Below are 20,613 nucleotides of genomic sequence, written 5' to 3'. Positions count from 1 at the left end.
AGGGTCGACGTGGCGGCGGAGGTCCCCCCGCCGGGCCGCCCGCGCCAGCCGCCTCACGGTGACGAGTGCCGTCGCCGCGCTCGTCATGTTCGGCGCCTCCGCCATGCCCGCACACGCCGGCACGGGGACCTCCGCCGCCACGTCGACCCTCGCGCCCGCGGTCACCACCCAGGACTTCGCCGTCACGCAGGTCGCGCTGTCCAGCACGAGCCGTGACGGCTTCACGGTCGGTGGCGGCGTCGCCGCGGCCGACGCCACCGCGGGCGACACAGTGACGTACGGCGGCGCGGTCCGCTCGCCGTTCCCGGGTCCGGTGCGCATGAGCTCCGGCTTCGGGTACCGGTCGGCGCCCTGCGCCGCCTGCTCGTCGCTGCACCAGGGCCTCGACTTCAACCCGGGCATGGGTGCCCCGATCGGCGCCGTGGCCGCTGGCACCGTGCGGGTCTCGGGCGTGTACTTCTCGTACGGCGAGACCGTCATCATCGACCACGTCGTCGACGGGCGGAAGGTCTCGACCCTGTACGGGCACATGATCCCGGGCTCCTCCCCGCTGCGGGTCGGCGACCGCGTCGAGCCCGGGCAGTTCGTCGGCAGCGTCGGGTCCTCCGGGGTCTCGACCGGCGCGCACCTGCACCTCGAGGTCCTCATGGACGGCACGCTCCCGGTCGACCCGGCTGCGTGGATCGCCGCCCACACCGGCCGCGCCCTCTAGCCGCCCGTCCCGACCGGACAGCTGCGGCACAGCAGTCCCGCGGCGTGGTCCCAGCGTCCCTGTGCAGGATCACAGGATGGACGATCACCACAGACCGCCCGCCCACCCCACGACCCCGTTGGCGTCCCGCTCCGTGCAGCCCCGCTGATGGGTGCCGCCACCTGGATCGCCTTCGGACTCGTCGTCCTCTTCGTGCTCGTCGGTGGTGTCTTCGCCGCCGCCGAGATCGCCCTCGTCTCGCTCCGTGAGTCCCAGCTGCAGCAGCTCGAACACCGTGGACCGCGAGGAGCCCGGGTCGCCGCGCTCGGCCGAGACCCGAACCGGTTCCTCTCCGCCGTGCAGATCGGCGTCACCGTCGCCGGGTTCTTCTCGGCCGCGTACGGTGCCGCCTCGATCGCACCCGACGTCGCTCCGCTGTTCACGACACTCGGTCTCGAGCAGGGCGCCGCCGAGGCCGTCGCCCTCGTCGCGATGACCCTCGTCATCGCCTACCTCTCGCTCGTGTTCGGCGAGCTCGTCCCGAAGCGCCTGGCCCTCCAGCGCGCCGAGGGGTTCTCGATGCTCGTCGCACCGACGCTCGACCGCTTCGCCGTCGCCATGCGGCCGGTCATCTGGGTGCTGTCGACCTCGACGAACGCGGTCGTCCGACTGCTCGGCGGGGACCCGGACGCCCGCAGCGAGTCGATGAGCACCGAGGAGCTCCGCGGCCTCGTCACCGACCACGACGCGATCGACGCGCAGGGCCGACGGATCGCCCGCAGTGCCCTCGACGCCGGAGACCGCATCCTCCGCGAGTCGATGCGGCCGTGGTTCGACGTCGACGTCCTCGATGCCGACCTGCCGCTCGCCCGCGCGACCGACCAGGCGATCGACCGCGGTCACACGCGGTACCTCGTCACCGCAGGGTCACGGGACGACGTCCTCGGCTTCGTGCACCTCCGGGACCTCCTCCGGCCGACCGACCCGAGCGCAGCCGTCGCGACCGTGGTGCGTCCGGTGTCGGCCATGCCCGAGACGAAGTCCCTCACCGGGGCGATCGCGGACATGCGTGCCGACGGACACCAGATCGCCCTCGTCGTCGACGAGTACGGCGGCAGCGCCGGCATGGTCACGCTCGAGGGGCTGCTCGAGGACCTCGTCGGGACCATCCACGACGAGTACGACGACCGCACCCCGGCCCTGCACGACGAGGTCGACGGAGCGCTCGTCCTCGAGGACCTCGCCGCCGAGGGCGGCCCCGTCCTGCCCGACGGCGACTACGAGACGGTCGGCGGGCTGGTGCAGGTCGCGCTCGACCGGGTCCCGAGCGTCGGCGACGTCGTCGAGGTCGGCGAGGTCCGGCTCGAAGTGACCGCCATGGCGGGTCACCGCGTCGCCCGCGTCCGGATCAGCGCGGTGCCGACGACAGCGGCAGCCGACGCCGCCGAGTGAGCCGTCCCGGACGGGAGGCTCGGCACCGGACCGGTGTCGGGCCTCCCGTCCGGAAGGACCACGTCGCATGCCGCCGTGACCGGCCCTGGCGGTACCTGTCCTGGTACCGGCTCCGGCACGTAGCCTGACGTCATGGGTATCGACGTCCGCAACGAGATCCGCGACTTCCTCTCCAGCCGACGAGCGCGCCTGACGCCGGACCAGGCCGGCATGCCGTCCTTCGGCGGCGGCACCCGACGTGTGCCGGGGCTCCGCCGGCACGAGGTCGCGATGCTCGCCGGCGTCAGCGTCGACTACTACACACGGCTCGAGCGCGGCACCCTGAAGGGCGTCTCGGAGGGGGTGCTCGACGGCCTCGCGACCGCCCTGCAGCTCGACGAGGCCGAGCGCGCGCACCTGGCGGACCTCGCACGCCTCGCGAACGCCGGGGTCAAGACCACCCACCGCGCGGTGCCGACGTCGGTCCGTCCCGCGGTGCAGCGCCTCCTCGACGCGATCACCGGCGCACCGGCCTGGATCCGCAACGAACGGCTCGACATCGTCGCGACGAACACCCTGGGGCGCGCGCTCTACGCACCCGTCTTCGCCGGTGCCGGACGACCGGTGAACACCGCCCGGTTCGCGTTCCTCGACCCGGCCGCGCGCGACTTCTTCCCCCGCTGGGAGCAGACCGCCCGGGACGCCGTCGCCGTGCTGCGGACGACGGCGGCCTCGAACCCGTGCGAACCCGGCCTCATGACCCTGGTGGGCGAGCTGTCGGTGAAGAGCGAGGAGTTCCGCACCTGGTGGGCCGAGCACGACGTGCACGTGCACCGCTCCGGCCGGAAGCACCTGCACCACCCGATCGTCGGCGACCTCGAGCTGTCGTTCGAGGCACTCGACCTCGTCGCGGACCCCGGGCTCACGGTGTTCACCTACGGCGCCGACCCCGGGTCGGAGTCCGAGCGGTCCCTGTCGCTGCTCGGCACGTGGGCGGCCACCGAGCTGGCCGAGCAGCGGGTGGCGACACGGTCGGCCGAGTCGGTCGACTGAAGCGACGCCCGCAGGCGGTCCCGGCGCGGGTCCTCCGCCGTAGGCTGACGACGTGACGAGGACTGCGGACGGATCAGCCGGGGACGCCGACTACGGCACCATCGGAGACGGGTACACCCGGTACCGCCGACCGGAACCGGCCTTCGAGCGGGCGATCCGGGCAGCACTGGGGCAGGCTCGTACCGTCCTCAACGTCGGTGCGGGTGCCGGGTCCTACGAGCCCCGCGACCGGGAGGTCACCGCGGTCGAGCCCTCCGCCGCGATGCGCGCCCAACGACCCGCCGACCTGCCGGACGCCCTCGACGCCGCCGCCGAGGACCTGCCCTTCGCCGACGACACCTTCGACGCCGCCATGTCGACGTTCTCGGTGCACCAGTGGTCCGACCTCGAACGCGGCCTCACCGAGGTGCGGCGCGTCACCCGCGGCCCCGTCGTCCTGCTGACCTGTGACCCCGCTCGTGTCGAGGACCACTGGCTGACGGACTACGCGCCCGAGGTCATGGCCACCGAGGCCCGCCGCTACCCGTCGCTCGACCGCATCGCCGGGGCGCTCGGCGGTGAGGTCAGCACGACCCGGCTCCCGATCCCGTTCACCTGCGTCGACGGGTTCTCGGAGGCGTACTACGGTCGACCGGAACGCCTGCTCGACCCGGGTGCCCGCACGGCGAACTCGGCGTGGGCCTTCGTCGACGAGATGACCGCGGCACGTTCGGTCAACGCGCTCCGCACCGCGATCGAGGACGGCTCGTGGGACGCCCGGTACGGACGGCTCCGGGTGCAGCCGTCCTACGAGGGCGCGCTGGTGCTCGTCGTCGCCCAGCCGTAGGGTGAGACGGTGAGCAACCGTTCCGAGGAGGTCGTCGGCGCCTGCGCCGGCATCAGGGCGTGACGCCCCTGCCGTGTCGTCGACACGGCACCATCGTCGACCCCTCCAGAACGACCGCACCCCTCCGACGGTGCTCGCCGTGCACGGGACGCTCCCCGCGTCCGTGCCGTCACCGAGCCGTGTCCGGGTGCCAGAACGACAGGCTCACCATGCTCCCGCTCACCATCGAGGCCCTCCGCGCCTCCTTCGTCAACGCCTCCCGTCGCGAACTCGCCGACATGACCGTCCCCGATCTCGACGCCGTCGCGTGGGACGACCTGACGTACTTCGGCTGGCGCGACCCGAAGACCGCTCGCCGCGCCTCCGCGGTCATCCCGACGCTGGAGGGCGACCTGGTCGGCATCCTCTTCCGGCAGGCCGAGGCCTCGCCGAGGTCCCGCGCCCAGTGCTCGTGGTGCCAGGACGTGAGACTGCCGAACGACGTCGTCTTCTACGCCGCGAAGCGCTCGGGGTCGTCCGGCCGGAAGGGCAACACGGTCGGCACCCTGGTCTGCCAGGACTTCCAGTGTTCGCGGAACGTCCGGCGGACGCCGCCGCCGGCGTACGAGGGCTACGACGTCGAGGCCGCGCGCCTGCGGCGGATGGAGGACCTGCAGGTGCGCGTGGCGGCCTTCGCGGCCGAGGTCTGACGCGTACGCGCGGCACGCAGAAGACACCGTGGGCGGCACCGCGCAACGCGATCGCGTTGCGCGGTGCCGCCCACGGTGCGTGGTGCGGGAGGGTCAGCGGCCGATGCTCGACATGTCGGGGTAGCGGTCTCCGGTCGGCAGCGGCAGCGCCGACAGGCGCTCGACCTGGTCGGCCGAGAGCGTGACGTCGGCCGCGCCGACGTTCTCCTCGAGCCGGGTGACACGCTTCGTCCCCGGGATCGGGACGATGTCGTCGCCCTGTGCGAGCAGCCACGCGAGCGCGACCTGGGCGGGGGTGCCGCCGACCTCGTCCGCGATGCCCTTCACGGCGTCGACGATCCGCATGTTCGCGGCGAAGGCCTCCTCCTGGAAGCGCGGGTTCGCCGACCGGAAGTCGTCCTCGCCGAGGTCGGACGGCTTCGTGATCGCGCCGGTGAGGAACCCGCGGCCGAGCGGCGAGTACGGCACGAGGCCGATCCCGAGCTCGCGCACCGTGTCGAGGACGTCACCCTCGGGGTCGCGGGTCCACAGCGAGTACTCGCTCTGCAGTGCGGTGATCGGGTGCACCGCGTGGGCCTTGCGGATCGTCGCGGCGCTCGCCTCGGAGAGCCCGATGTGGCGGATCTTGCCCTCCTGCACGAAGCCGGCGAGCTGCCCGATGACGTCCTCGATCGGGACGGCCGGGTCGACGCGGTGCTGGTAGTACAGGTCGATGTGGTCGGTGCCGAGACGGCGAAGCGACCCCTCGAGGGCGACCCGCACGGACTCCGGCGCACTGGAGATCGACCGCGTCTGCGTCGGCGTCTGCTCGTCGGCCTCGTGGTGGTACAGGCCGAACTTCGTGGCGATGACGACGTCGTCGCGGCGGCCCTTGAGGGCTTCCGCGAGGAGTTCCTCGTTCGTGTAGGGGCCGTACGCCTCGGCGGTGTCGAAGAGCGTGACACCGAGGTCGATGGCGCGGTGGATGGTCCGGATCGACTCGGCGTCGTCGGAGCCGGCGCCGGAGTAGAAGGCGCTCATGCCCATGGTGCCGAGGCCGATCGCGCCGACCTGGAGGTCGGAGAGGGAGCGTGTCTGCATGCGTGGTCCTTTCGTGAGGTCCGTTGTCTGCAGGTCCGGTGTACTCGCACGCGCCGTCGGGCAGGGAGGCCCTGGCCGTGCCCGTCTCGTCGGGAATGCCCGTGCGACCGTCGTGTTCCGTCCCGATCCGACGAACCGGCAGACCGAGGACGGCCGCCGTCGGTGTGGTTCCTCCAACCGCGTGGCGCCGACGTCGCCGCCGTGGTCGGATCGGCTGCGTGAACCTGACCTTCCGGCTCCTGCTGCTGACCCTGCGCGTCCGGCTCTCCCCGCGACGGTTGTCCCTGTGGGACGAGTCGCGGACCCCGTTCCGCGTGACGCTCACCGACCTGGACCCACTGCGGCACGTCAACAACGGCAAGTACCTGTCGCTGCTCGACCTCGGACGGCTCGACCTCATGCTGCGGTCCGGCTTCTGGCAGGTCGTCGGTGCACGAGGGTGGTACCCGGTCGTGGCCGCGCAGACGATCACCTACAAGCGGTCGCTGACGCTCGGCCAGCGCTTCGAGCTGCGCTCGCGGGTGCTCGGGGTGGATGAGCGGGCCGTGTACATGGAGCAGACCTTCGTCCGCCGGGGTGACGTCGTGGCCCGGGCCGTGGTGCAGGCCCGGTTCCTCCGCCGGACGGGAGGCACGGTCCAGCCCGACGAGTTGCTCGCCGCCGCCGGTGGCGCACCCCGTGACCTGACCCTGCCCGACTGGGTGCGGGCGTGGGCGGACGCCGTGCGGGTCAGCGGCGCCGGGCGGGCCTGAGTCCTACGATCGGGGCATGGAGATCGAGCCGTTCGTCGTCGCCGACGTCACCGCCTGGCGCGCCTGGCTCGACGGCCACGAGGACCTGTCCGACGGGGTCTGGCTCGTCCTCGCGAAGAAGGGCACGACCAGTCCGACGAGCCTGACCTACGCGCAGGCCCTGGACGAGGCGCTCTGCTCCGGGTGGATCGACGGGCAGAAGCGCGGGTTCGACGAGGACACGTTCCTCCAGCGGTTCACGCCGCGGCGGCGGGCATCGCTGTGGTCGCAGCGGAACGTCGGACTCGTCACCGCACTGATCGAGGCCGGGCGGATGCGCCCCAGGGGCCGTGCGGAGATCGACCGGGCGAAGGCCGACGGCCGGTGGGACCGTGCGTACGCGGGTGCGGCGACCGCCGAGGTCCCGGACGACCTGCGGGCAGCGCTCGACGCCACACCGGCCGCCGCCGGACTGTTCGCGGAGCTCGACGCGACGAACCGCTACGCCGTGGTGCACCGGGTGGTCACCGCGCCGAGCCCGGGAGCGCGGGCGAACCGCGTGACCAAACTCGTCGGGATGCTGGAGCGCGGGGAGACGCCGTACCCCCGTCCCCGGGTGGACCCTCAGGACGGCCGAGCAGCCGGGGCGTAGACCGGGAGACATGACCACTGGCACTGACACCACGAACCGTCCGGCCGCATCGTCCGGCACCTTCCGCATCGGCGGGGACCTCGAGGTCAACCGCCTCGGCTACGGCACCATGCAGCTCACCGGCCCCGGCGTGTGGGGACCGCCGAAGGACCACGACGAGGCGATCCGCGTCCTCAAGCGCGCCGTCGAGCTGGGCGTGAACTTCTTCGACACCGCCGACTCGTACGGCCCCTACGTCGCCGAGGAGCTCCTCAAGGAGGCGCTGCACCCCTACGGGGACGACGTCGTCATCGCGACCAAGGCCGGCCTGACCCGCACCGGCCCGAACGAGTGGCCGCCGGTCGGCCGCCCCGAGTACCTGCGCCAGGAGGCCGAGATGAGCCTCCGCCGCCTCGGCCTCGAGCGCATCGACCTGTTCCAGTTGCACCGCATCGACCCGAAGGTCCCGCTCGAGGACCAGATCGGCGAGCTGAAGAAGCTGCAGGACGAGGGCAAGATCCGCCACATCGGGCTGTCCGAGGTCTCCGTCGACGACGTGAAGGCCGCGCAGGAGATCGCCACGATCGTCTCCGTGCAGAACCTCTACAACCTGACCGACCGGTCCGCCGAGGAGCTCCTCGACTGGTCGGAGGAGCAGGGCATCGGGTTCATCCCGTGGTTCCCGCTCGCGACCGGTGGCCTGACCGGCGAGGACTCGCCGCTGACGGAGCTGGCGAAGTCGAAGGACGCCACCCCGGCGCAGGTCGCCCTGGCCTGGCTGCTCAAGCGCTCCCCCGTGATGCTGCCGATCCCGGGGACGTCGAGCGTGGACCACCTCGAGGACAACCTCCAGGGCGCGACGATCGAGTTGAGCGACGAGGAGTTCCAGGAGCTGTCGAAGCTGCACAGCTGACGCACCGACTGCATGACGGGAGGCCCGTGGCGGGATCGCCATGGGCCTCCCGTCCGTCTGGAGAGACTCCTCGACGCGTTCGCGCTAGTCGGTGAGCCGGATGAGCAGGGGCAGGAACAGCCCGGCCAGCCAGGACAGGACGAGGACCGACGCGCCGACCGCGAGGATCCGTCGGCGCCGGCGCTGCCTGGGGGTCTCGTCGACGCCCCACACACCGGCGCGGACGAGGACGCGGTTCGCCTCGCCGACGAGGCGCCGGACCTCCGGGTCCTCCATGTCGAGGCGGCCGGCCTCGGCGTGGTCGGCGATCGCGGTGGCTTCGTCCACCGTCAGCGCGGTGTCACCGGTCGGCCGGTCCCTGCGTCGCATGCGCACCACGGTAGCCCGCCGGTGGGGTCGTCGACACCCCGGAACGGACACGGCACCACGCAGGTGCGCGGCGCCGTGTCCCTCGCGCGGTGTCGTGCACCGCGACCAGCTACTCGGGGAGCGGCTCCGCGTACGTGCGGAACTCGCCGCGCTCGGTGTGGATCGCCCAGAGGCGCTCGGCGATCGCGGCACCCGAGTGGTCGTCCTGGCCGTCGTCGATGCCGAACGGGATGATGAGCTGGCCGACGTGGACCTGCTCGTCCCGCACGGCGTCGTGGAGCAGCTGCGCGTATGCGCTCTCCCCGGCGAACGCGACCGAGGTGCCGGTGACACGGGCGCCCGGACGGACCGCGCTGCCGCCGTTGACGAAGAGGATCGTGCCGTGGCCGAGCGCGCGCATGCCGGGCAGGACCTGGCGCACGGCGTTCACCGAGCCGTAGACGGAGAACTCGATCGGGCCGACGAGGTCCTCGGCGGTCGTCTCGAGCACCGGCCGCATGTACTCCTTCGCCGGCAGCGGGCTGTACTGCAGGACCTCGATCGGGCCGAGCTGCTCGGTGGCCTGCTCGAGCGCGTGGCGGAGGGAGTCTCCGTCACGCACGTTCGCGGCGAACCCGGCGGCCTGGTGGCCCTGCTCGCGGAGCGCGGCGGCGAGTTCGTCGAGGCGGGCCTGGTTGCGGGAGATCAGTGCGACGGCGAAGCCCTCGCGGGCGAAACGCTCGGCGACGGCGAGCCCGAGGCCCTTGCCGGCGCCGACGATGGCGATGGTGGTCATGTGGTCCTCCAGGGACTGGTGGTGGTCGGTCCACTGAACCAGGCGGCCGCGTGCGGCAGTCAGGTCCGGTCTGGTCCGCACGCGTCAGCGGACACGAGGGCGTCGATGCGGGCGGGTCGTCGTCGGCCGGACAGGTAGTCGTCGAGCGTCTCCCGGCGTGCCCGGAGCCGCTCTTCCTGTCGGAGCAGGTCGTCCCGGACCTGCTCGACCCGGGCGAGGAGGTCCGCCGGCGGCGATCCTGCCCCGTCACCCGCGACGCAGGGCATGACGTCACGGAGGAGCCCCGACGAGAGCCCGGCCGCGAAGAGGTCCTGGATGAGCGCGACCATCTCGACCGCGTCCGGGTCGTAGTCCCGGTACCCGTTCGGGCGCCGTCTGCTCGTGATCAGCCCCTCGTGCTCGTAGTACCGCAGCGCCCGGGTGCTCACACCCGTCGCCTCGCTCAACTCGCCGATCCGCACGACCCCGCCGCCCTCCGCTTGACCTTGACGCTGACGTCAATGTCTACCGTACCGACATGACCACAGCAGCACAGATGCACGACCGCACCGCCCTCGTCACCGGCGGCTCCACCGGGATCGGGGCCGCCGTCGCCGGCGCACTCGCGCACGCGGGGGCACACCTCGTCCTCGTCGCCCGGGACGCCACCCGGCTCGAGCAGAGCGCCGACGGCATCCGCGACCGCCACGGCGTCACCGTCACGACCATCGCGCTCGACCTGGCGGAGGACGGAGCCGTCGCCCGGCTGCTCGACCGCCTGACCGACGACGGGACCGAGGTCGAACTGCTCGTCGCCAGCGCCGGCGCGGCCTCGCGGGGCCTCGTCGTCGAGAGCGACCCCGCGGCCCTCCGCCGCATGGTCGACCTCAACGCCGGAGCACTCACGGAACTCACCACGGCGGTGGTGACCCGGATGGTCGAGCGCGGGCACGGCTCCGTCGTCACGATCGCGAGCACCGGCGGGTTCGCCCCGGCACCGGTCCTGGCGGCCTACGCGGCCTCGAAGGCGTACGTCCTGTCGTTCACACAGGCGCTCTGGGCGGAGACGCGACGCAGCGGCGTGCGGGTCGTCACCGTCAGCCCCGGGCCGACCCGGACCCCGATGAACGCAGCCACCGGACGATGGGGTCGACGACCCGAGCAGGTCGCCGCGACCGTCCTCGCCGCGCTCGACGGGTCCGGACCGTCCGTCGTCGACGGGCGGGCGAACGCGCTCTTCTCGACCGTGCTGCGGCTGCTGCCGACCCGCGCCGTCACCGCGCTCGCCCTGCGGGTGCTGGCGCGGTAGCGGGTGTCCGGGCGGCTGCCGGTCGCGCCTGCCGGGCGCGGTCGCGGCTGCCGGCTGCGGGTCGCGGTCGCGGGTGGCGGTCGCGGTCGCGGTCCACCCAGCGGTTGCGCACCTCCGCGGGGTGCAATCGACGGACACCGCACCGGGAGGCACACCATGGCCAGGACACGTCGTACCGTCACGGCGACGAGCGTCACGCTCGTCGCCCTGGCCCTCACCGCCTGCACGGGTGCGGACCGACCCGACGCGGACCGGTCCGACCCGGACCGCGCGCCCCGGGCCTCCGCCCCGGCCGACCTGGCTGCCGGACAGTTGGCGCCGGACGGCGGGACGACGGACGTCGTCACCGGATTGGAGGCCCCCTGGTCCGTCGCGCGCACCGGCGATGGTCCCGACGCGCTCATCAGTCTGCGCGACTCCGCCCAGGTGCTCGAACTGACGGCCGACGGCGAGCGCCGCACGGTCGGCACGGTCCCCGGCGTCCGGCACGGCGGCGAGGGCGGCCTGCTCGGACTCGCCCTGCACGAGGACGACCTGTTCGTGTACTCCACCGGCGAAGACGGCAACCGCATCGAGCGCTACGACCTCGCCGGATCGGCCGGTTCGTACACGCTCGGGGACGCCACGACGCTCATCGACGACCTGCCCGCGAACACGTTCCACGACGGCGGGCGGATCGCCTTCGGCCCGGACGGCATGCTCTACGCCAGCGTCGGGGACGCCGGCGCGAGCGAGGACGCCCAGGACCGGGAATCGCTCGCGGGCAAGATCCTCCGCCTCACCCCGGACGGCGACGTGCCCGACGACAACCCCTTCCCCGGCTCCCCCGTGTGGAGCCTCGGCCACCGGAACGTGCAGGGCCTCGGGTGGAGCGCGGACGGGACGATGTTCGCGTCCGAGTTCGGGCAGGACGCCCGCGACGAGCTCAACGTCATCGAGCCGGGGAGCAACTACGGCTGGCCGGAGGTCGAGGGCACCGGCGGCGAGGACCAGGGGTTCGTCGACCCCGTCCAGCAGTGGTCGACCGACGACGCCAGTCCGAGCGGTCTCGCCGTGGTCGGGGACACCGTGTTCATCGCGAACCTGCAGGGCCGGGTGCTCCGCGGGGTCCCCGTCGACGACCCCGGGACGGCGCAGGAGTACTTCGCCGGTGAGTACGGCCGGATCCGCACGGTCTTGGCCGGGCCGGACGACACGCTGTGGTTCGTCACGAACAACACCGACGGGCGCGGCGACCCGGAGGAGGGCGACGACCGGATCGTGCAGGTGCCGCTGACCACGGGCTGACCGCCCGGCCGACCGATCGGCTGACGGTCGGCCCGTCGTCACGTCAGGGGACGAGCCGCTCCGCCCGGTACCGGTCGAACAGCCGGGTGAACGAGTCGATCGTCCGGTGGTGCTCGGTGAACCCGGCGAGCCGGCTCTTCGACATGTCGGTCATCACCTCGATGTCCCGCCCGAGGTCCGCGTCGGTGTGCCACCAGGACGCCAGGCGCTCCAGGTCCGGCTCGACCAGGCCGTGCTCGGCGACGATCTCGGCCCAGATCGGTGCGGCGTCGGCCATCTGCTCCTCGAAGGGGCGCGGCGCGGTGTTGAACTCCTCGGCCTCGACGCCGAGGTGCTCCGCGATCCGCGGCCACATCCAGCGCCAGCGGAAGACGTCGCCGTTCGCGGTGTTGAACGCCTCGTCCGCACCGGCGGGGTCGGTGGACGCCCACACCATCTGCGCGGCGAGCAGGTCGGCGTCGGTGACGTCGGTCAGGCCGTTCCACTGGGTCTCGCTGCCGGGGAAGACCAGCGGCCGGCCGGTGTGGCGGCTGATCGCGGCGGCCACGGCGATGGTGAGGCCCATGTTCATGGCGTTGCCGACCGCGTACCCGAGGACCGTGTGTGAGCGGTGCACCGACCAGGTGAAGCCGTGGCGTGCGGCGGCCGCGAAGAGCTCGTCCTCCTGCGCGTAGTAGAAGTTGTCGACGTTCAAGCGTGGCTCGTCCTCGTGGAACGGGGTGTCCGGCATCGCGCCCTGCCCGTACGCCTCGAACGGGCCGAGGTAGTGCTTCAGCCCGGTCATCAGCGCGACGTGCTGCACCGGAGCGTCGGCGAGCGCGGCGAGCAGGTCGCGGACCATGCCCCCGTTGACGGCGATGTTCTCGGCCTCGGTCGCCTGGCGCGACCACGCCGTGAAGAACACGTGGGTGGCCGGGACGTCCGCCAGGGTGGCGGCCAGCGACTCCGCGGAACGCAGGTCGGCGGAGCGCCAGGTGATGCCGGGCCGTTCAACTCCGGGGCGGCGGGACAGCGCGGTGACGGTCCACCCGTCGGCGACGAGGTGGTCGACGATCGCCGATCCGGCGATGCCGGTGGCGCCGACGACGAGGGCGTGCGGGGTCGCGGTCATGCGGGTCCTTCCGGTGGAGGGCGGTGGACCGGAGACAACACCTGTCGCCTGGACGTATTCCACCGCCCGGTCGGGAGGATCGACGGGACCGGCAGGACGGACGACCCGCGGCGTGAGACGCAGGCGCGACGTCGCGGTCCCCTGGTCGGTCCGGAGGCCAGCGGTGGACCGCTGGTCTGGAAGTGGCTATCGTGGTGGTGCGGACCCGCCCCACACTCGTGGACAGGCGGGTCTTGCTGTTCCGCCGAGCGGGATCAGATCAGACGCGCGCCTCCGTTCACGTCCTTCCGGTCCAAGTACTTCTCCCTCCAGTCCCAGGCGAAGGCGTTCCCCGGGTGACGGTTCAAGCTGACGAACGTCGTGTAGGCGACCAGATCGGCCATCTGGACGAGTTGTGACCGCTTCGAGTCGTGGAACATCGGGTCCTCGATGATGTGTCGGTCGTCGAGCGGGAGGGCTCGGTGGGCGTTGACGTAGTTCGGATCGGTACCGTTGCCGTCCATGCTGACGAACGCGTGACTGCCTGCTGCCCGGTGCCCGTCGTTCCAGAGCATGACGAGGTCGAGGTACACCCGACCCCGCTCTTCGTAGTAACCGCGCCCTCTGAGCGTCGTGGGGCGGTAGACGGCTCCGACCCTGATGTCCGGGCATCCGGCGATCGTCTCCAAACACCGGACGGCCACGGACCGGCCGAGGGTCTTCCATCCCTCGCAGTCACTGTCGCTAGCAGCCGTTGCGATCCGCGAGCGACCGTTGACGAACTTCGTGGCGTGCAATTCCTCGGCAGGTGGCACCTGGTGCTCGCGGTAGAGGCGCTTCCGGAGTTCGAGCAGTGCACGGAGCGCGTACCGCCATCGGACGGGATCACACTCGATCCATCCGTAGACGATCAGACCCGACGCCTCAGAGCCGGAGTCGTCGACGTAGACCATCCGGGAGATGGTCACAGGACTTCGGCTTCCTGCGTCAGAGCTGGCTTCATGATCTCCCTCGTCGCTGCTCGTGCCCGATCACGGAACGGCAAGGAGCAGTATTCCGCATTCCACTGGACGCACTGGAGTCCACACACGTGCGTGCCGTGCGCGGTGCAGCTGAGGCGGCGCCGCCGACGCAGGTCCTCAGCCCGGGGTCGACGTCCGGTAGCGCAGTTCGATCGCGCCGACCTCGAACACGGTCGTGCCGACGAGGTCGAGCGCACCCGTGTCGGACTCGACGGGCAGGAGCGACGTGCCGGCGCCGAGCGCGATCGGCATCACCGTGACGTGGAGCTCGTCGAGCAGCCCGGCCTGCTGGTACTGGGCGGCGAGCACACCACCACCGACGATCCAGAGGTCGCGGCCCGCGGCGGACGCCAGCACCTGTCCGTGGTGGCTTCGCACGTCACCGCTGACCACACGGACGTCCCCGTCCGCCGGGACCTCGAGGCTGCGCGACGAGAAGACCCAGGTCACCTTGTCCTGGTACGGCCACGTGTCGTCGTGCCCGCGGAGCCACTCGTACGTCGTGGCCCCCATCGCCAGGGCGCCGACACCGGCGGTGAAGCGGTCGTGGTGTTCCTGGAACGCGTCGAAGCCGAACTGCAGGAGCCAGTCGAGGTCGTCGTCGGGCCCGGCGACGAACCCGTCGAGGGACGCCGCGACGGAGTAGATCGTGCTCATGCCGGGACGGTACCGAACAGCACCGACAGCGCGTCCGACGGCCCGGCTCAGACGACCAGGGGCCGCGCGACCGCCACCTCGTCGTTGTCGACGAGCCACCGCACCGCGTCGAGCACCGTCTCCTCCGCGGTGTACCGCGGGGCGTAGCCGAGCAGCCGCCGCGCCTTGTCGATGCTGAACACGTGGCTCCGCGACAGGTGTTCCCAGCTCGCATCGGCGTGCTCGGCCGGTACCGCCTCGCGGAACCGGTCCCAGGTCACGGACTCGAGCCGGGCCTCCCGGCCGAACCAGGACGAGGCGAGCGCGGCGTACCCGCGTGCCGTGAGCGCGGTCGGGGCAACGACCGTGACGTCCTCGCCGGCGACCGCGTCCCGGTGCTCGACGGCACGTTCGAACGCCTGGGCGACGTCGTCGGCGTGCACGTGGTGCATCGACTCGGCCCCGAGTCCGGGCACGAGCAGGGGCTCGCCGGCGGACAGCGTATGCCAGACGGTGGGGTCGAGGTTGCCGACGGGACCGATCGGCGCCCAACCCGGACCGCTGATGTGGCCGGGGTGGAGCGACGTCGTCACGACACCCCCAGCGGCGGTTTCCTCCCTGAGCAGTCGGGCGATGGCGTCCTTCTGAATGCCGTATTCGCCGACCGGTGAGGTCGCGTTCTCCTCGGTCACGGGCAGCACCGCGGTCGGCCCCGCCCGCCAGATCGACCCGCAGTGGATCAGGTGGACGTCGGTGCCGCGGAGCACCGTGACCAGTGCCGCAGCGGACGCGACCGTGAAGCAGACGAGGTCGATGACGACGTCCGGCCGCAGCACCACGATCCGGTCGCCGAACGTGCCGTCGCGGTCCTCCTGCTCGCGGTCCGCCGTCACCTGCTCGACGTGCTGCCACTCGGGGGCGTCGACGTAGGCCGAGCGGGTGCCGCGGCTGATGGTCACGATGTCGTGTCCGGCACTCACCAGCCGCGGGACGAGGAAGGTGCCGATGTGGCCGGTCGCGCCGATGACGACGATGCGCTTGCTGCTCATGCCGTCACCGTACGCGCGGGCACCCCGCCGTCACGCCGCCCCCGGGGCACCACGCGGAGCGGATGAGGGCGCGGGGCCCTCGGCGGGCAGGGGCTACCGTCGGGGTCATGCAGCGACGCACCCTCGGCCGTACCGGCCGCGACGTATCCGTGATCGGTCTCGGCACCTGGCAGTTCGGCGGTGACTGGGGTCCGGTGGCGGCGGAGGACGCCTTCGCCGTTATGGACGCCTCCGCCGAGGCCGGCATCACCCTGTTCGACACCGCCGACGTGTACGGCGACGGCCGGAGCGAGCAGCTCATCGGCCGCTGGATCGCAGCGCACGGCGACGCCGGTGTCACGGTCGCGACGAAGATGGGCCGCCGGGTCGAGCAGGTCCCCTCGAACTACGTGGCCGAGAACTTCCGCCAGTGGGTGGACCGGTCGCGGGAGAACCTCGGTCAGGACACCCTGGACCTCGTCCAGCTGCACTGCCCGCCGACCGCGGTCTTCGAGGACGACGCCGTGTACGACGCCCTCGACGCACTGGTCGCCGACGGGTCGATCGCCGCGTACGGCGTCTCGGTCGAGACCGCCGACCAGGCCCTCACCGCGATCGCCCGACCGGGCGTCGCGAGCGTCCAGATCATCCTCAACGCGTTCCGCCTCAAGCCGCTCGACCGTGTGCTCCCCGCCGCGCAGGAGGCCGGGGTCGCGATCCTCGCCCGTGTCCCGCTGGCCTCGGGGCTGCTGTCCGGCAAGTACACGACGGACACCACCTTCGCGCCGGAGGACCACCGCACGTACAACCGCAACGGCGAGGCGTTCGACCAGGGCGAGACGTTCAGCGGGGTGCCGTTCGAGGACGGCGTCCGTGCCGCGCAGGAGTTCGCCGCTTCCCTGCCCGAGGGCGTCTCGGTCCCGCAGGCCGCGCTCGCGTGGGTGGTCGCGCAGGACGGCGTGACCGCCGCGATCCCGGGTGCGCGGAACGCCGAGCAGGCCCGGTCGAACGCGGCCGCCGGCTCGCTCGAGCTGCCCGCCGACCTCGACGCGACGGTTCACGACCTCTACGACCGCTGGTTCCGCGCCACGGTGCACGAGCGCTGGTAGCCGCCAACACGACGACGGACGGGAGGCCCGGCTCAGCAGGTGAGTCGGGCCTCCCGTCCGTCCGTTCGCGGGTCAGGCGCCGCGGACCACCGCACGCGAGCCGGCGATGACGGCGGCGTCCTCAGCGACGGCGACCACCGGGTCCGGCAGGACCGTGCCGACGGCCTTGCGGGCCGCCCAGGCGACGTAGGAGCCGACGAGCGCCCCGATCGCGCCGACGATGGCGCCCTCGATCCGCAGGTCCGACTTCCCGGACTTCGTGGTGGTCCCGAACGCCGCACCGACGAAGGCGCCGGCGCCGATGCGACCGAGCAGTGCGGGGAGGGCGATGCGGTTCGGGGTCTTCGGCATCTTGTCGCCGATGATCTCGCCCGCGGCACCCGCGACGAGTCCGGCGCGGCCGAGCGACGAGTCGAAGGTCTTCCACTTCTGCCAGTCGCCGGACAGGCGCTTGTCGCCCTGGTGCAGGCCGAGGACGGCGAGCGGGGTGGCCGAGCGGCCTCCGCTGAGGACCCCGAGCAGCAGGGCGCGCGTGAGGGTGCTGGTGGTCCGGCTCTTCTTGGACATGCGGGTGGTCTCCTTCGTTTCCCTGCCGGCGTCGTCGCGGTCCGGACGCCGCCGTGGTGCGGACGTCGGCACGGTGCGGACGTCGGCACGTGCCCGACGCTACTCAGCGCGGCTGGTGGCGGTCAGTGGTGGGCGGGCACGGCGACGGCCACGGCACCGCGAGCGTCGTCCGGGACCACCGCGGCGGCGTCGTCCATCGCGGCCGTCATCTCGGCGAAGAAGGCGCTCATCTCGGCGATCGTCGTCGGGGAGAGCCGGTCGGCGGCGGCGATCATCCGCGCGTGCACCGCGGTGAGGTTCGACCGCACCGTCTCGTCGCCCGAGTCGGTCGCGACGAGCAGGAACCCGCGGCCGTCGTCGGGGTCGGTCTGCCGGTCGACGTGTCCGGCTGCGACGAGTCGCTTCACGAGGGCCGTGGTCGAGGCGGTCGTGATGCCGAGGTGTGCGGCCAGTCCGGTCGGCTTCACCGCGGTGCCGCGCTGTCGGGCCTGCAGGAGGAACCGGACGGCGGCCATGTCGGTGGCGCCCAACTGCATGGTGTCGCGCGTGCGCTGGCGCATGGCGACCTCGGCGGACCGGTAGCGGCGCATGGCGTTGAGCAGCTCCACGCCGCTCTTCGCCGCACGGTCGGGGTACCAGTACCCGGACTCGTCGTAGGTCCTCGCGTCGACCATGGCGTCACCTCGTCCTCGGTTGCGGGCGCAGCCGATCCCCAAGGAGTACCAGGACCGGGCGGGCCGGACTCAGCCGGGTCGCAGCGGTGTCCCCCGGTACGGCCGGGCGGGGACGGCTGACGCATCGAGACACCCCCGTCAGCGAGCGACACCTCCATCGCCTCGAGACGCCGCCGGAAGTGACGGCGTCCCGGCCAGGCCGAGGCGTCTCGCAGGCACACCGGCGTTCCGCAGGGACGGGAATGTCCGCGGCGGCCCGCGTGTAGAGATGAACACCCCCGAACGAGAAGGAGTCCGCCGTGATCGACGACGACCGCACCCCTGGCCAGCGCGACGACCTCGCCCGCCACCCGCACCTCCACCTGCAGGACGACGACCACGCGGGCTTCGGCCGCTGGCTCGGCCTCATCAACGCCGGGGACTGATCCCGGGCCGGCACGCCGATGCCGGTACCGCAGTACCGGCGGACCCCTTCCAGGAGGCCCGTCACCCGTCCGTCGGACCGGTGACGGGCCTCCTGTGCGTTGCCCCCGGCGGGCAGCGGGAGGTCGGCCACCACGGGTACGGTCGGAGCGTGCACGAGGTCGGAGTGGTCGACGAAGCCGGGCGGCTCCGGCTGCTCGGTACCGCGGTGGCGGGTGCTGCGTTCGCGCTCGTCCTCACCATGCTCGTCCTGTCGTCGTTCCGGACCGCGACCCCGCAGGTGCTCGTGTCCGTCGGCCTCCCCGCCGGAGTGGTCGGGGCCGCGGTCGCCGGCTGGCTGCGGCTCCGGTCCTGGCGTGCCGAGGGCGGGTACGAGCGCGTGGTGATGGTCGAGCGGTGGGTGACCGACCGGCACGTCCCCGCCGAGGTGCCCGCGGACGTCTGGGTCCCGCGGCTACAGGCCCAGGCGGACCAGCAGGTCGGCGGCTGGGGCAAGATCGTGCTCTGCGTCTTCTGGAGCGCCATGACCTGGTCCATGCGCGACCAGCACGGCACGGTGATCACCCTGCTGCTCCTCGGCCTCTGGGCCGGACTGGCGCTGTGGAGCGTGCTGTGGGTGATCCCGCGGGCCCGGGTCGCGCGGGACATGCTGCGGCAGGGCGTCGTCGCGCGGGACTGACGCGGGTACCGCGGTCCCGTGCAGCGACCCTGCGCGGATCAGCCGAGTGCTGCCGTCGCGCTCCGGAGCTCCTGCAGGACGTCGAGTGCGTGGCGTGCGAGACCGTCGTCGTCGCTCCGTTCACCCTCGGACCAGCGGGCGTAACCCTGCTTGAACGCGAGGACGCCCATCTCGCTCGCCAGGTGCGCGGTCGTCTCGGGCACTCCGCGGTCGAGCAGGGCCGTCGTCATCGCCGCGGCCATGCCGACGCTCTTCAGCGCGTCCCGCTCCTGGAGCTCGGTGCTCGCGGCGACCGCGGCCTTGAGGCGGGGACCGAGTTCCCGGTTCCGCGGCCCCATCTCGCCGGACGCCCGCTCGAGTCCGGCGGCGACGGCCTCGAGCGGGCTCGCCTCGGTCGGGGCATCGGCGATGCCCTCGGCGAGCAGGCGGCTCAGCGTCTCCTGCCCGGCGACGAGGAGTTCGCGCTTGTCGGGGAAGTGCCGGAAGAAGGTGCTCTTGGTGACGCCGGCGCGCTCCGCGATCTCGGTGACGGTCGTCGCGTCGTACCCCTGCTCCGTGAACAGGTCGACGGCGGCGATGACGAGCCGTTCTCGTGCTCCCGGTTCCCATCGCGCCATGTCGACCATCCTACTGACGGCACTCTTGTCCGGTCAGCGCACTCTGACGGGACAAGAGTGCCATCAGTGATCTACGGTGACGGTACAAACGTCCCATCACTCGAGGAGTTCCCATGCACGTCTTCGTCACGGGCGGAACCGGCACGATCGGTACCGCCGTCGTCGCCGAGTTGCTCGCCACCGGTCACACCGTCCTCGGCCTCGCCCGGTCGGACGCCTCCGCCGCCACGCTCGAGGCCGCCGGCGCCGAGTCCCTGCGCGGCTCGCTCACCGACCTCGACGTCCTGCGCGAGGGAGCCACCCGCGCCGACGGCGTCGTCAGCCTGGCGTTCAGTCGCGACTACGGCAGCGCCGAGGCGCTCGAGCAGGGCCTCGCCGAGGAGCGCGACGCCATGGCCACGCTCGGTGCAGCACTCATCGGCAGCGGCAAGCCGATCGTCACCGTTTCCGGCACGCCCTGGGTGGCCGGACGTGCTGCGACCGAGGACGACCCGCTGCCGGTCGAGGGGCCGGTCGCGAGCCGCGCGGTCGCCGTCACCGACCTGCTCGCCCTCGCGGACCAGGGCGTGCGCACCTCCGCCGTCCGCATGCCCCGCACGGTGCACGAGCACGGCCAGGGTGGGTTCGCCGGGCTGCTCACCGAGGCCGCACGCCGCTCCGGGGTCGCCGGGTACCCGGGCGACGGCCAGCAGCGCTGGCCCGCCGTGCACGCGCGGGACGCCGCCTCGCTGTTCCGCATCGCCCTCGAGTCCGCGCCGGCCGGCACCGCATGGCACGCCGTCGGTGACGAGGGCGACCGCGTCGTCGACATCGCCACCGTGGTCGGCCGCCGCCTCGGACTCCCGGTGCAGTCCGTGCCGGACGAGACGTTCGGTCCCTTCGGGCCGATCTTCGCCATGGACCAGCCGGCATCGAGCGCACACACCCGGCAAGCGCTCGGCTGGGAGCCGACGCACCCGAGCCTCCTCGAGGACCTGGAGGCACTGCAGCCCTGACCGGGCAGA

25 protein-coding genes are annotated in these 20,613 nt (G+C 72.4%); 14 read left to right on the top strand and 11 right to left on the bottom strand.

The window, feature by feature from the left end:
* The 5 genes from DEI83_RS11905 to DEI83_RS11885 form a co-directional block, all read left to right on the top strand.
* On the top strand, positions 1 to 712 hold a 712-nt coding region (locus DEI83_RS11905; protein WP_220036784.1), incomplete at its 5' end, for a M23 family metallopeptidase.
* Positions 713 to 859: 147 nt separating this feature from the next.
* Entirely contained in the window at positions 860 to 2,143 is a 1,284-nt protein-coding gene (locus tag DEI83_RS11900) for a hemolysin family protein (RefSeq protein ID WP_111082165.1), read from the top strand.
* Between the two features lie 132 nt (positions 2,144 to 2,275).
* The gene (locus DEI83_RS11895) at positions 2,276 to 3,175 is read left to right on the top strand and encodes a helix-turn-helix transcriptional regulator (RefSeq protein ID WP_111082164.1); all 900 of its coding nucleotides are present in this window, start codon (positions 2,276 to 2,278) and stop codon (positions 3,173 to 3,175) included.
* Positions 3,176 to 3,227: 52 nt separating this feature from the next.
* Entirely contained in the window at positions 3,228 to 4,001 is a 774-nt protein-coding gene (locus tag DEI83_RS11890; protein ID WP_111082163.1) for a class I SAM-dependent methyltransferase, read from the top strand.
* 209 nt (positions 4,002 to 4,210) lie between these two features.
* Positions 4,211 to 4,690, top strand: a complete 480-nt coding sequence (locus DEI83_RS11885) for an FBP domain-containing protein (protein ID WP_111082162.1) — start codon at positions 4,211 to 4,213, stop codon at positions 4,688 to 4,690.
* A 93-nt stretch (positions 4,691 to 4,783) separates the two neighbouring features.
* On the opposite strand, the gene DEI83_RS11880 is transcribed toward DEI83_RS11885, so the two are convergent.
* Positions 4,784 to 5,770 (bottom strand): aldo/keto reductase, encoded by a 987-nt coding sequence (locus DEI83_RS11880; protein WP_111082161.1) that lies wholly within the window; start codon positions 5,768 to 5,770, stop codon positions 4,784 to 4,786.
* 218 nt (positions 5,771 to 5,988) lie between these two features.
* Between DEI83_RS11880 and DEI83_RS11875 the strand changes: the two genes are divergently transcribed.
* From DEI83_RS11875 to DEI83_RS11865, 3 genes are read left to right on the top strand one after another with little or no spacing between them, the layout of a single operon-like run.
* Positions 5,989 to 6,522 carry a thioesterase family protein gene (locus DEI83_RS11875; RefSeq protein WP_111082160.1) on the top strand — a complete coding sequence of 178 codons (534 nt, stop codon included), beginning with the start codon at positions 5,989 to 5,991 and terminating at the stop codon, positions 6,520 to 6,522.
* A gap of 16 nt (positions 6,523 to 6,538) precedes the next feature.
* Positions 6,539 to 7,153 (top strand): YdeI family protein, encoded by a 615-nt coding sequence (locus DEI83_RS11870; protein ID WP_111082159.1) that lies wholly within the window; start codon positions 6,539 to 6,541, stop codon positions 7,151 to 7,153.
* Positions 7,154 to 7,163: 10 nt separating this feature from the next.
* The gene (locus DEI83_RS11865; RefSeq protein ID WP_111082158.1) at positions 7,164 to 8,045 is read left to right on the top strand and encodes an aldo/keto reductase; all 882 of its coding nucleotides are present in this window, start codon (positions 7,164 to 7,166) and stop codon (positions 8,043 to 8,045) included.
* Between the two features lie 84 nt (positions 8,046 to 8,129).
* Here the strand turns inward: DEI83_RS11865 and DEI83_RS11860 are convergent, their stop codons facing one another.
* From DEI83_RS11860 to DEI83_RS11850, 3 genes are all read right to left on the bottom strand, one after another.
* Positions 8,130 to 8,414 carry a hypothetical protein gene (locus tag DEI83_RS11860; RefSeq protein ID WP_111082157.1) on the bottom strand — a complete coding sequence of 95 codons (285 nt, stop codon included), beginning with the start codon at positions 8,412 to 8,414 and terminating at the stop codon, positions 8,130 to 8,132.
* A gap of 109 nt (positions 8,415 to 8,523) precedes the next feature.
* The gene (locus tag DEI83_RS11855; RefSeq protein ID WP_111082156.1) at positions 8,524 to 9,189 is read right to left on the bottom strand and encodes an SDR family oxidoreductase; all 666 of its coding nucleotides are present in this window, start codon (positions 9,187 to 9,189) and stop codon (positions 8,524 to 8,526) included.
* Between the two features lie 59 nt (positions 9,190 to 9,248).
* A complete protein-coding gene (locus tag DEI83_RS11850) occupies positions 9,249 to 9,650 on the bottom strand; it encodes a MerR family transcriptional regulator (protein ID WP_111082155.1) in 402 nt (133 codons plus the stop codon).
* Positions 9,651 to 9,706: 56 nt separating this feature from the next.
* Between DEI83_RS11850 and DEI83_RS11845 the strand changes: the two genes are divergently transcribed.
* Positions 9,707 to 10,477 (top strand): SDR family oxidoreductase, encoded by a 771-nt coding sequence (locus DEI83_RS11845; RefSeq protein ID WP_111082154.1) that lies wholly within the window; start codon positions 9,707 to 9,709, stop codon positions 10,475 to 10,477.
* Positions 10,478 to 10,633: 156 nt separating this feature from the next.
* Positions 10,634 to 11,764, top strand: a complete 1,131-nt coding sequence (locus DEI83_RS11840; RefSeq protein ID WP_111082153.1) for a sorbosone dehydrogenase family protein — start codon at positions 10,634 to 10,636, stop codon at positions 11,762 to 11,764.
* A 43-nt stretch (positions 11,765 to 11,807) separates the two neighbouring features.
* Here DEI83_RS11840 and DEI83_RS11835 read toward each other — a convergent pair whose 3' ends face one another.
* The 4 genes from DEI83_RS11835 to DEI83_RS11820 all read right to left on the bottom strand — a co-directional run bounded on the left by DEI83_RS11835 (position 11,808) and on the right by DEI83_RS11820 (position 15,561).
* A complete protein-coding gene (locus tag DEI83_RS11835; protein ID WP_111082152.1) occupies positions 11,808 to 12,875 on the bottom strand; it encodes an SDR family oxidoreductase in 1,068 nt (355 codons plus the stop codon).
* A gap of 254 nt (positions 12,876 to 13,129) precedes the next feature.
* On the bottom strand, positions 13,130 to 13,822 hold the full coding sequence (locus DEI83_RS11830) for a DUF3800 domain-containing protein (protein WP_111082151.1): 693 nt from the start codon (positions 13,820 to 13,822) through the stop codon (positions 13,130 to 13,132).
* 171 nt (positions 13,823 to 13,993) lie between these two features.
* The gene (locus DEI83_RS11825; RefSeq protein WP_111082150.1) at positions 13,994 to 14,533 is read right to left on the bottom strand and encodes a dihydrofolate reductase family protein; all 540 of its coding nucleotides are present in this window, start codon (positions 14,531 to 14,533) and stop codon (positions 13,994 to 13,996) included.
* Between the two features lie 47 nt (positions 14,534 to 14,580).
* A complete protein-coding gene (locus DEI83_RS11820; protein ID WP_111082149.1) occupies positions 14,581 to 15,561 on the bottom strand; it encodes an NAD(P)-dependent oxidoreductase in 981 nt (326 codons plus the stop codon).
* Positions 15,562 to 15,668: 107 nt separating this feature from the next.
* Here DEI83_RS11820 and DEI83_RS11815 point away from each other — a divergent pair, with 107 nt between their 5' ends.
* Positions 15,669 to 16,649, top strand: a complete 981-nt coding sequence (locus tag DEI83_RS11815) for an aldo/keto reductase (protein ID WP_111082148.1) — start codon at positions 15,669 to 15,671, stop codon at positions 16,647 to 16,649.
* 72 nt (positions 16,650 to 16,721) lie between these two features.
* On the opposite strand, the gene DEI83_RS11810 is transcribed toward DEI83_RS11815, so the two are convergent.
* Positions 16,722 to 17,216 (bottom strand): DUF4126 family protein, encoded by a 495-nt coding sequence (locus tag DEI83_RS11810; RefSeq protein ID WP_110824391.1) that lies wholly within the window; start codon positions 17,214 to 17,216, stop codon positions 16,722 to 16,724.
* 122 nt (positions 17,217 to 17,338) lie between these two features.
* Complete coding sequence (locus DEI83_RS11805) at positions 17,339 to 17,890, bottom strand: MarR family winged helix-turn-helix transcriptional regulator (RefSeq protein ID WP_111082147.1); 552 nt, start codon at positions 17,888 to 17,890, stop codon at positions 17,339 to 17,341.
* Positions 17,891 to 18,189: 299 nt separating this feature from the next.
* Between DEI83_RS11805 and DEI83_RS16240 the strand changes: the two genes are divergently transcribed.
* Both DEI83_RS16240 and DEI83_RS11800 read left to right on the top strand, forming a co-directional pair.
* Positions 18,190 to 18,315 (top strand): hypothetical protein, encoded by a 126-nt coding sequence (locus DEI83_RS16240; RefSeq protein ID WP_258365834.1) that lies wholly within the window; start codon positions 18,190 to 18,192, stop codon positions 18,313 to 18,315.
* A gap of 149 nt (positions 18,316 to 18,464) precedes the next feature.
* A complete protein-coding gene (locus tag DEI83_RS11800; protein ID WP_146243329.1) occupies positions 18,465 to 18,992 on the top strand; it encodes a hypothetical protein in 528 nt (175 codons plus the stop codon).
* A 38-nt stretch (positions 18,993 to 19,030) separates the two neighbouring features.
* Here DEI83_RS11800 and DEI83_RS11795 read toward each other — a convergent pair whose 3' ends face one another.
* Positions 19,031 to 19,609 carry a TetR/AcrR family transcriptional regulator gene (locus DEI83_RS11795; protein WP_111082174.1) on the bottom strand — a complete coding sequence of 193 codons (579 nt, stop codon included), beginning with the start codon at positions 19,607 to 19,609 and terminating at the stop codon, positions 19,031 to 19,033.
* Positions 19,610 to 19,722: 113 nt separating this feature from the next.
* On the opposite strand from DEI83_RS11795, the gene DEI83_RS11790 reads away from it, so the two are divergent.
* A complete protein-coding gene (locus DEI83_RS11790) occupies positions 19,723 to 20,604 on the top strand; it encodes an SDR family oxidoreductase (RefSeq protein WP_111082145.1) in 882 nt (293 codons plus the stop codon).
* Positions 20,605 to 20,613: the final 9 nt, after the last annotated feature.

The organism is Curtobacterium sp. MCBD17_021, assembly GCF_003234525.1.
In the GTDB taxonomy this organism is placed as follows: domain Bacteria; phylum Actinomycetota; class Actinomycetes; order Actinomycetales; family Microbacteriaceae; genus Curtobacterium.
This window is presented reverse-complemented; position numbering and strand designations above follow the sequence as displayed.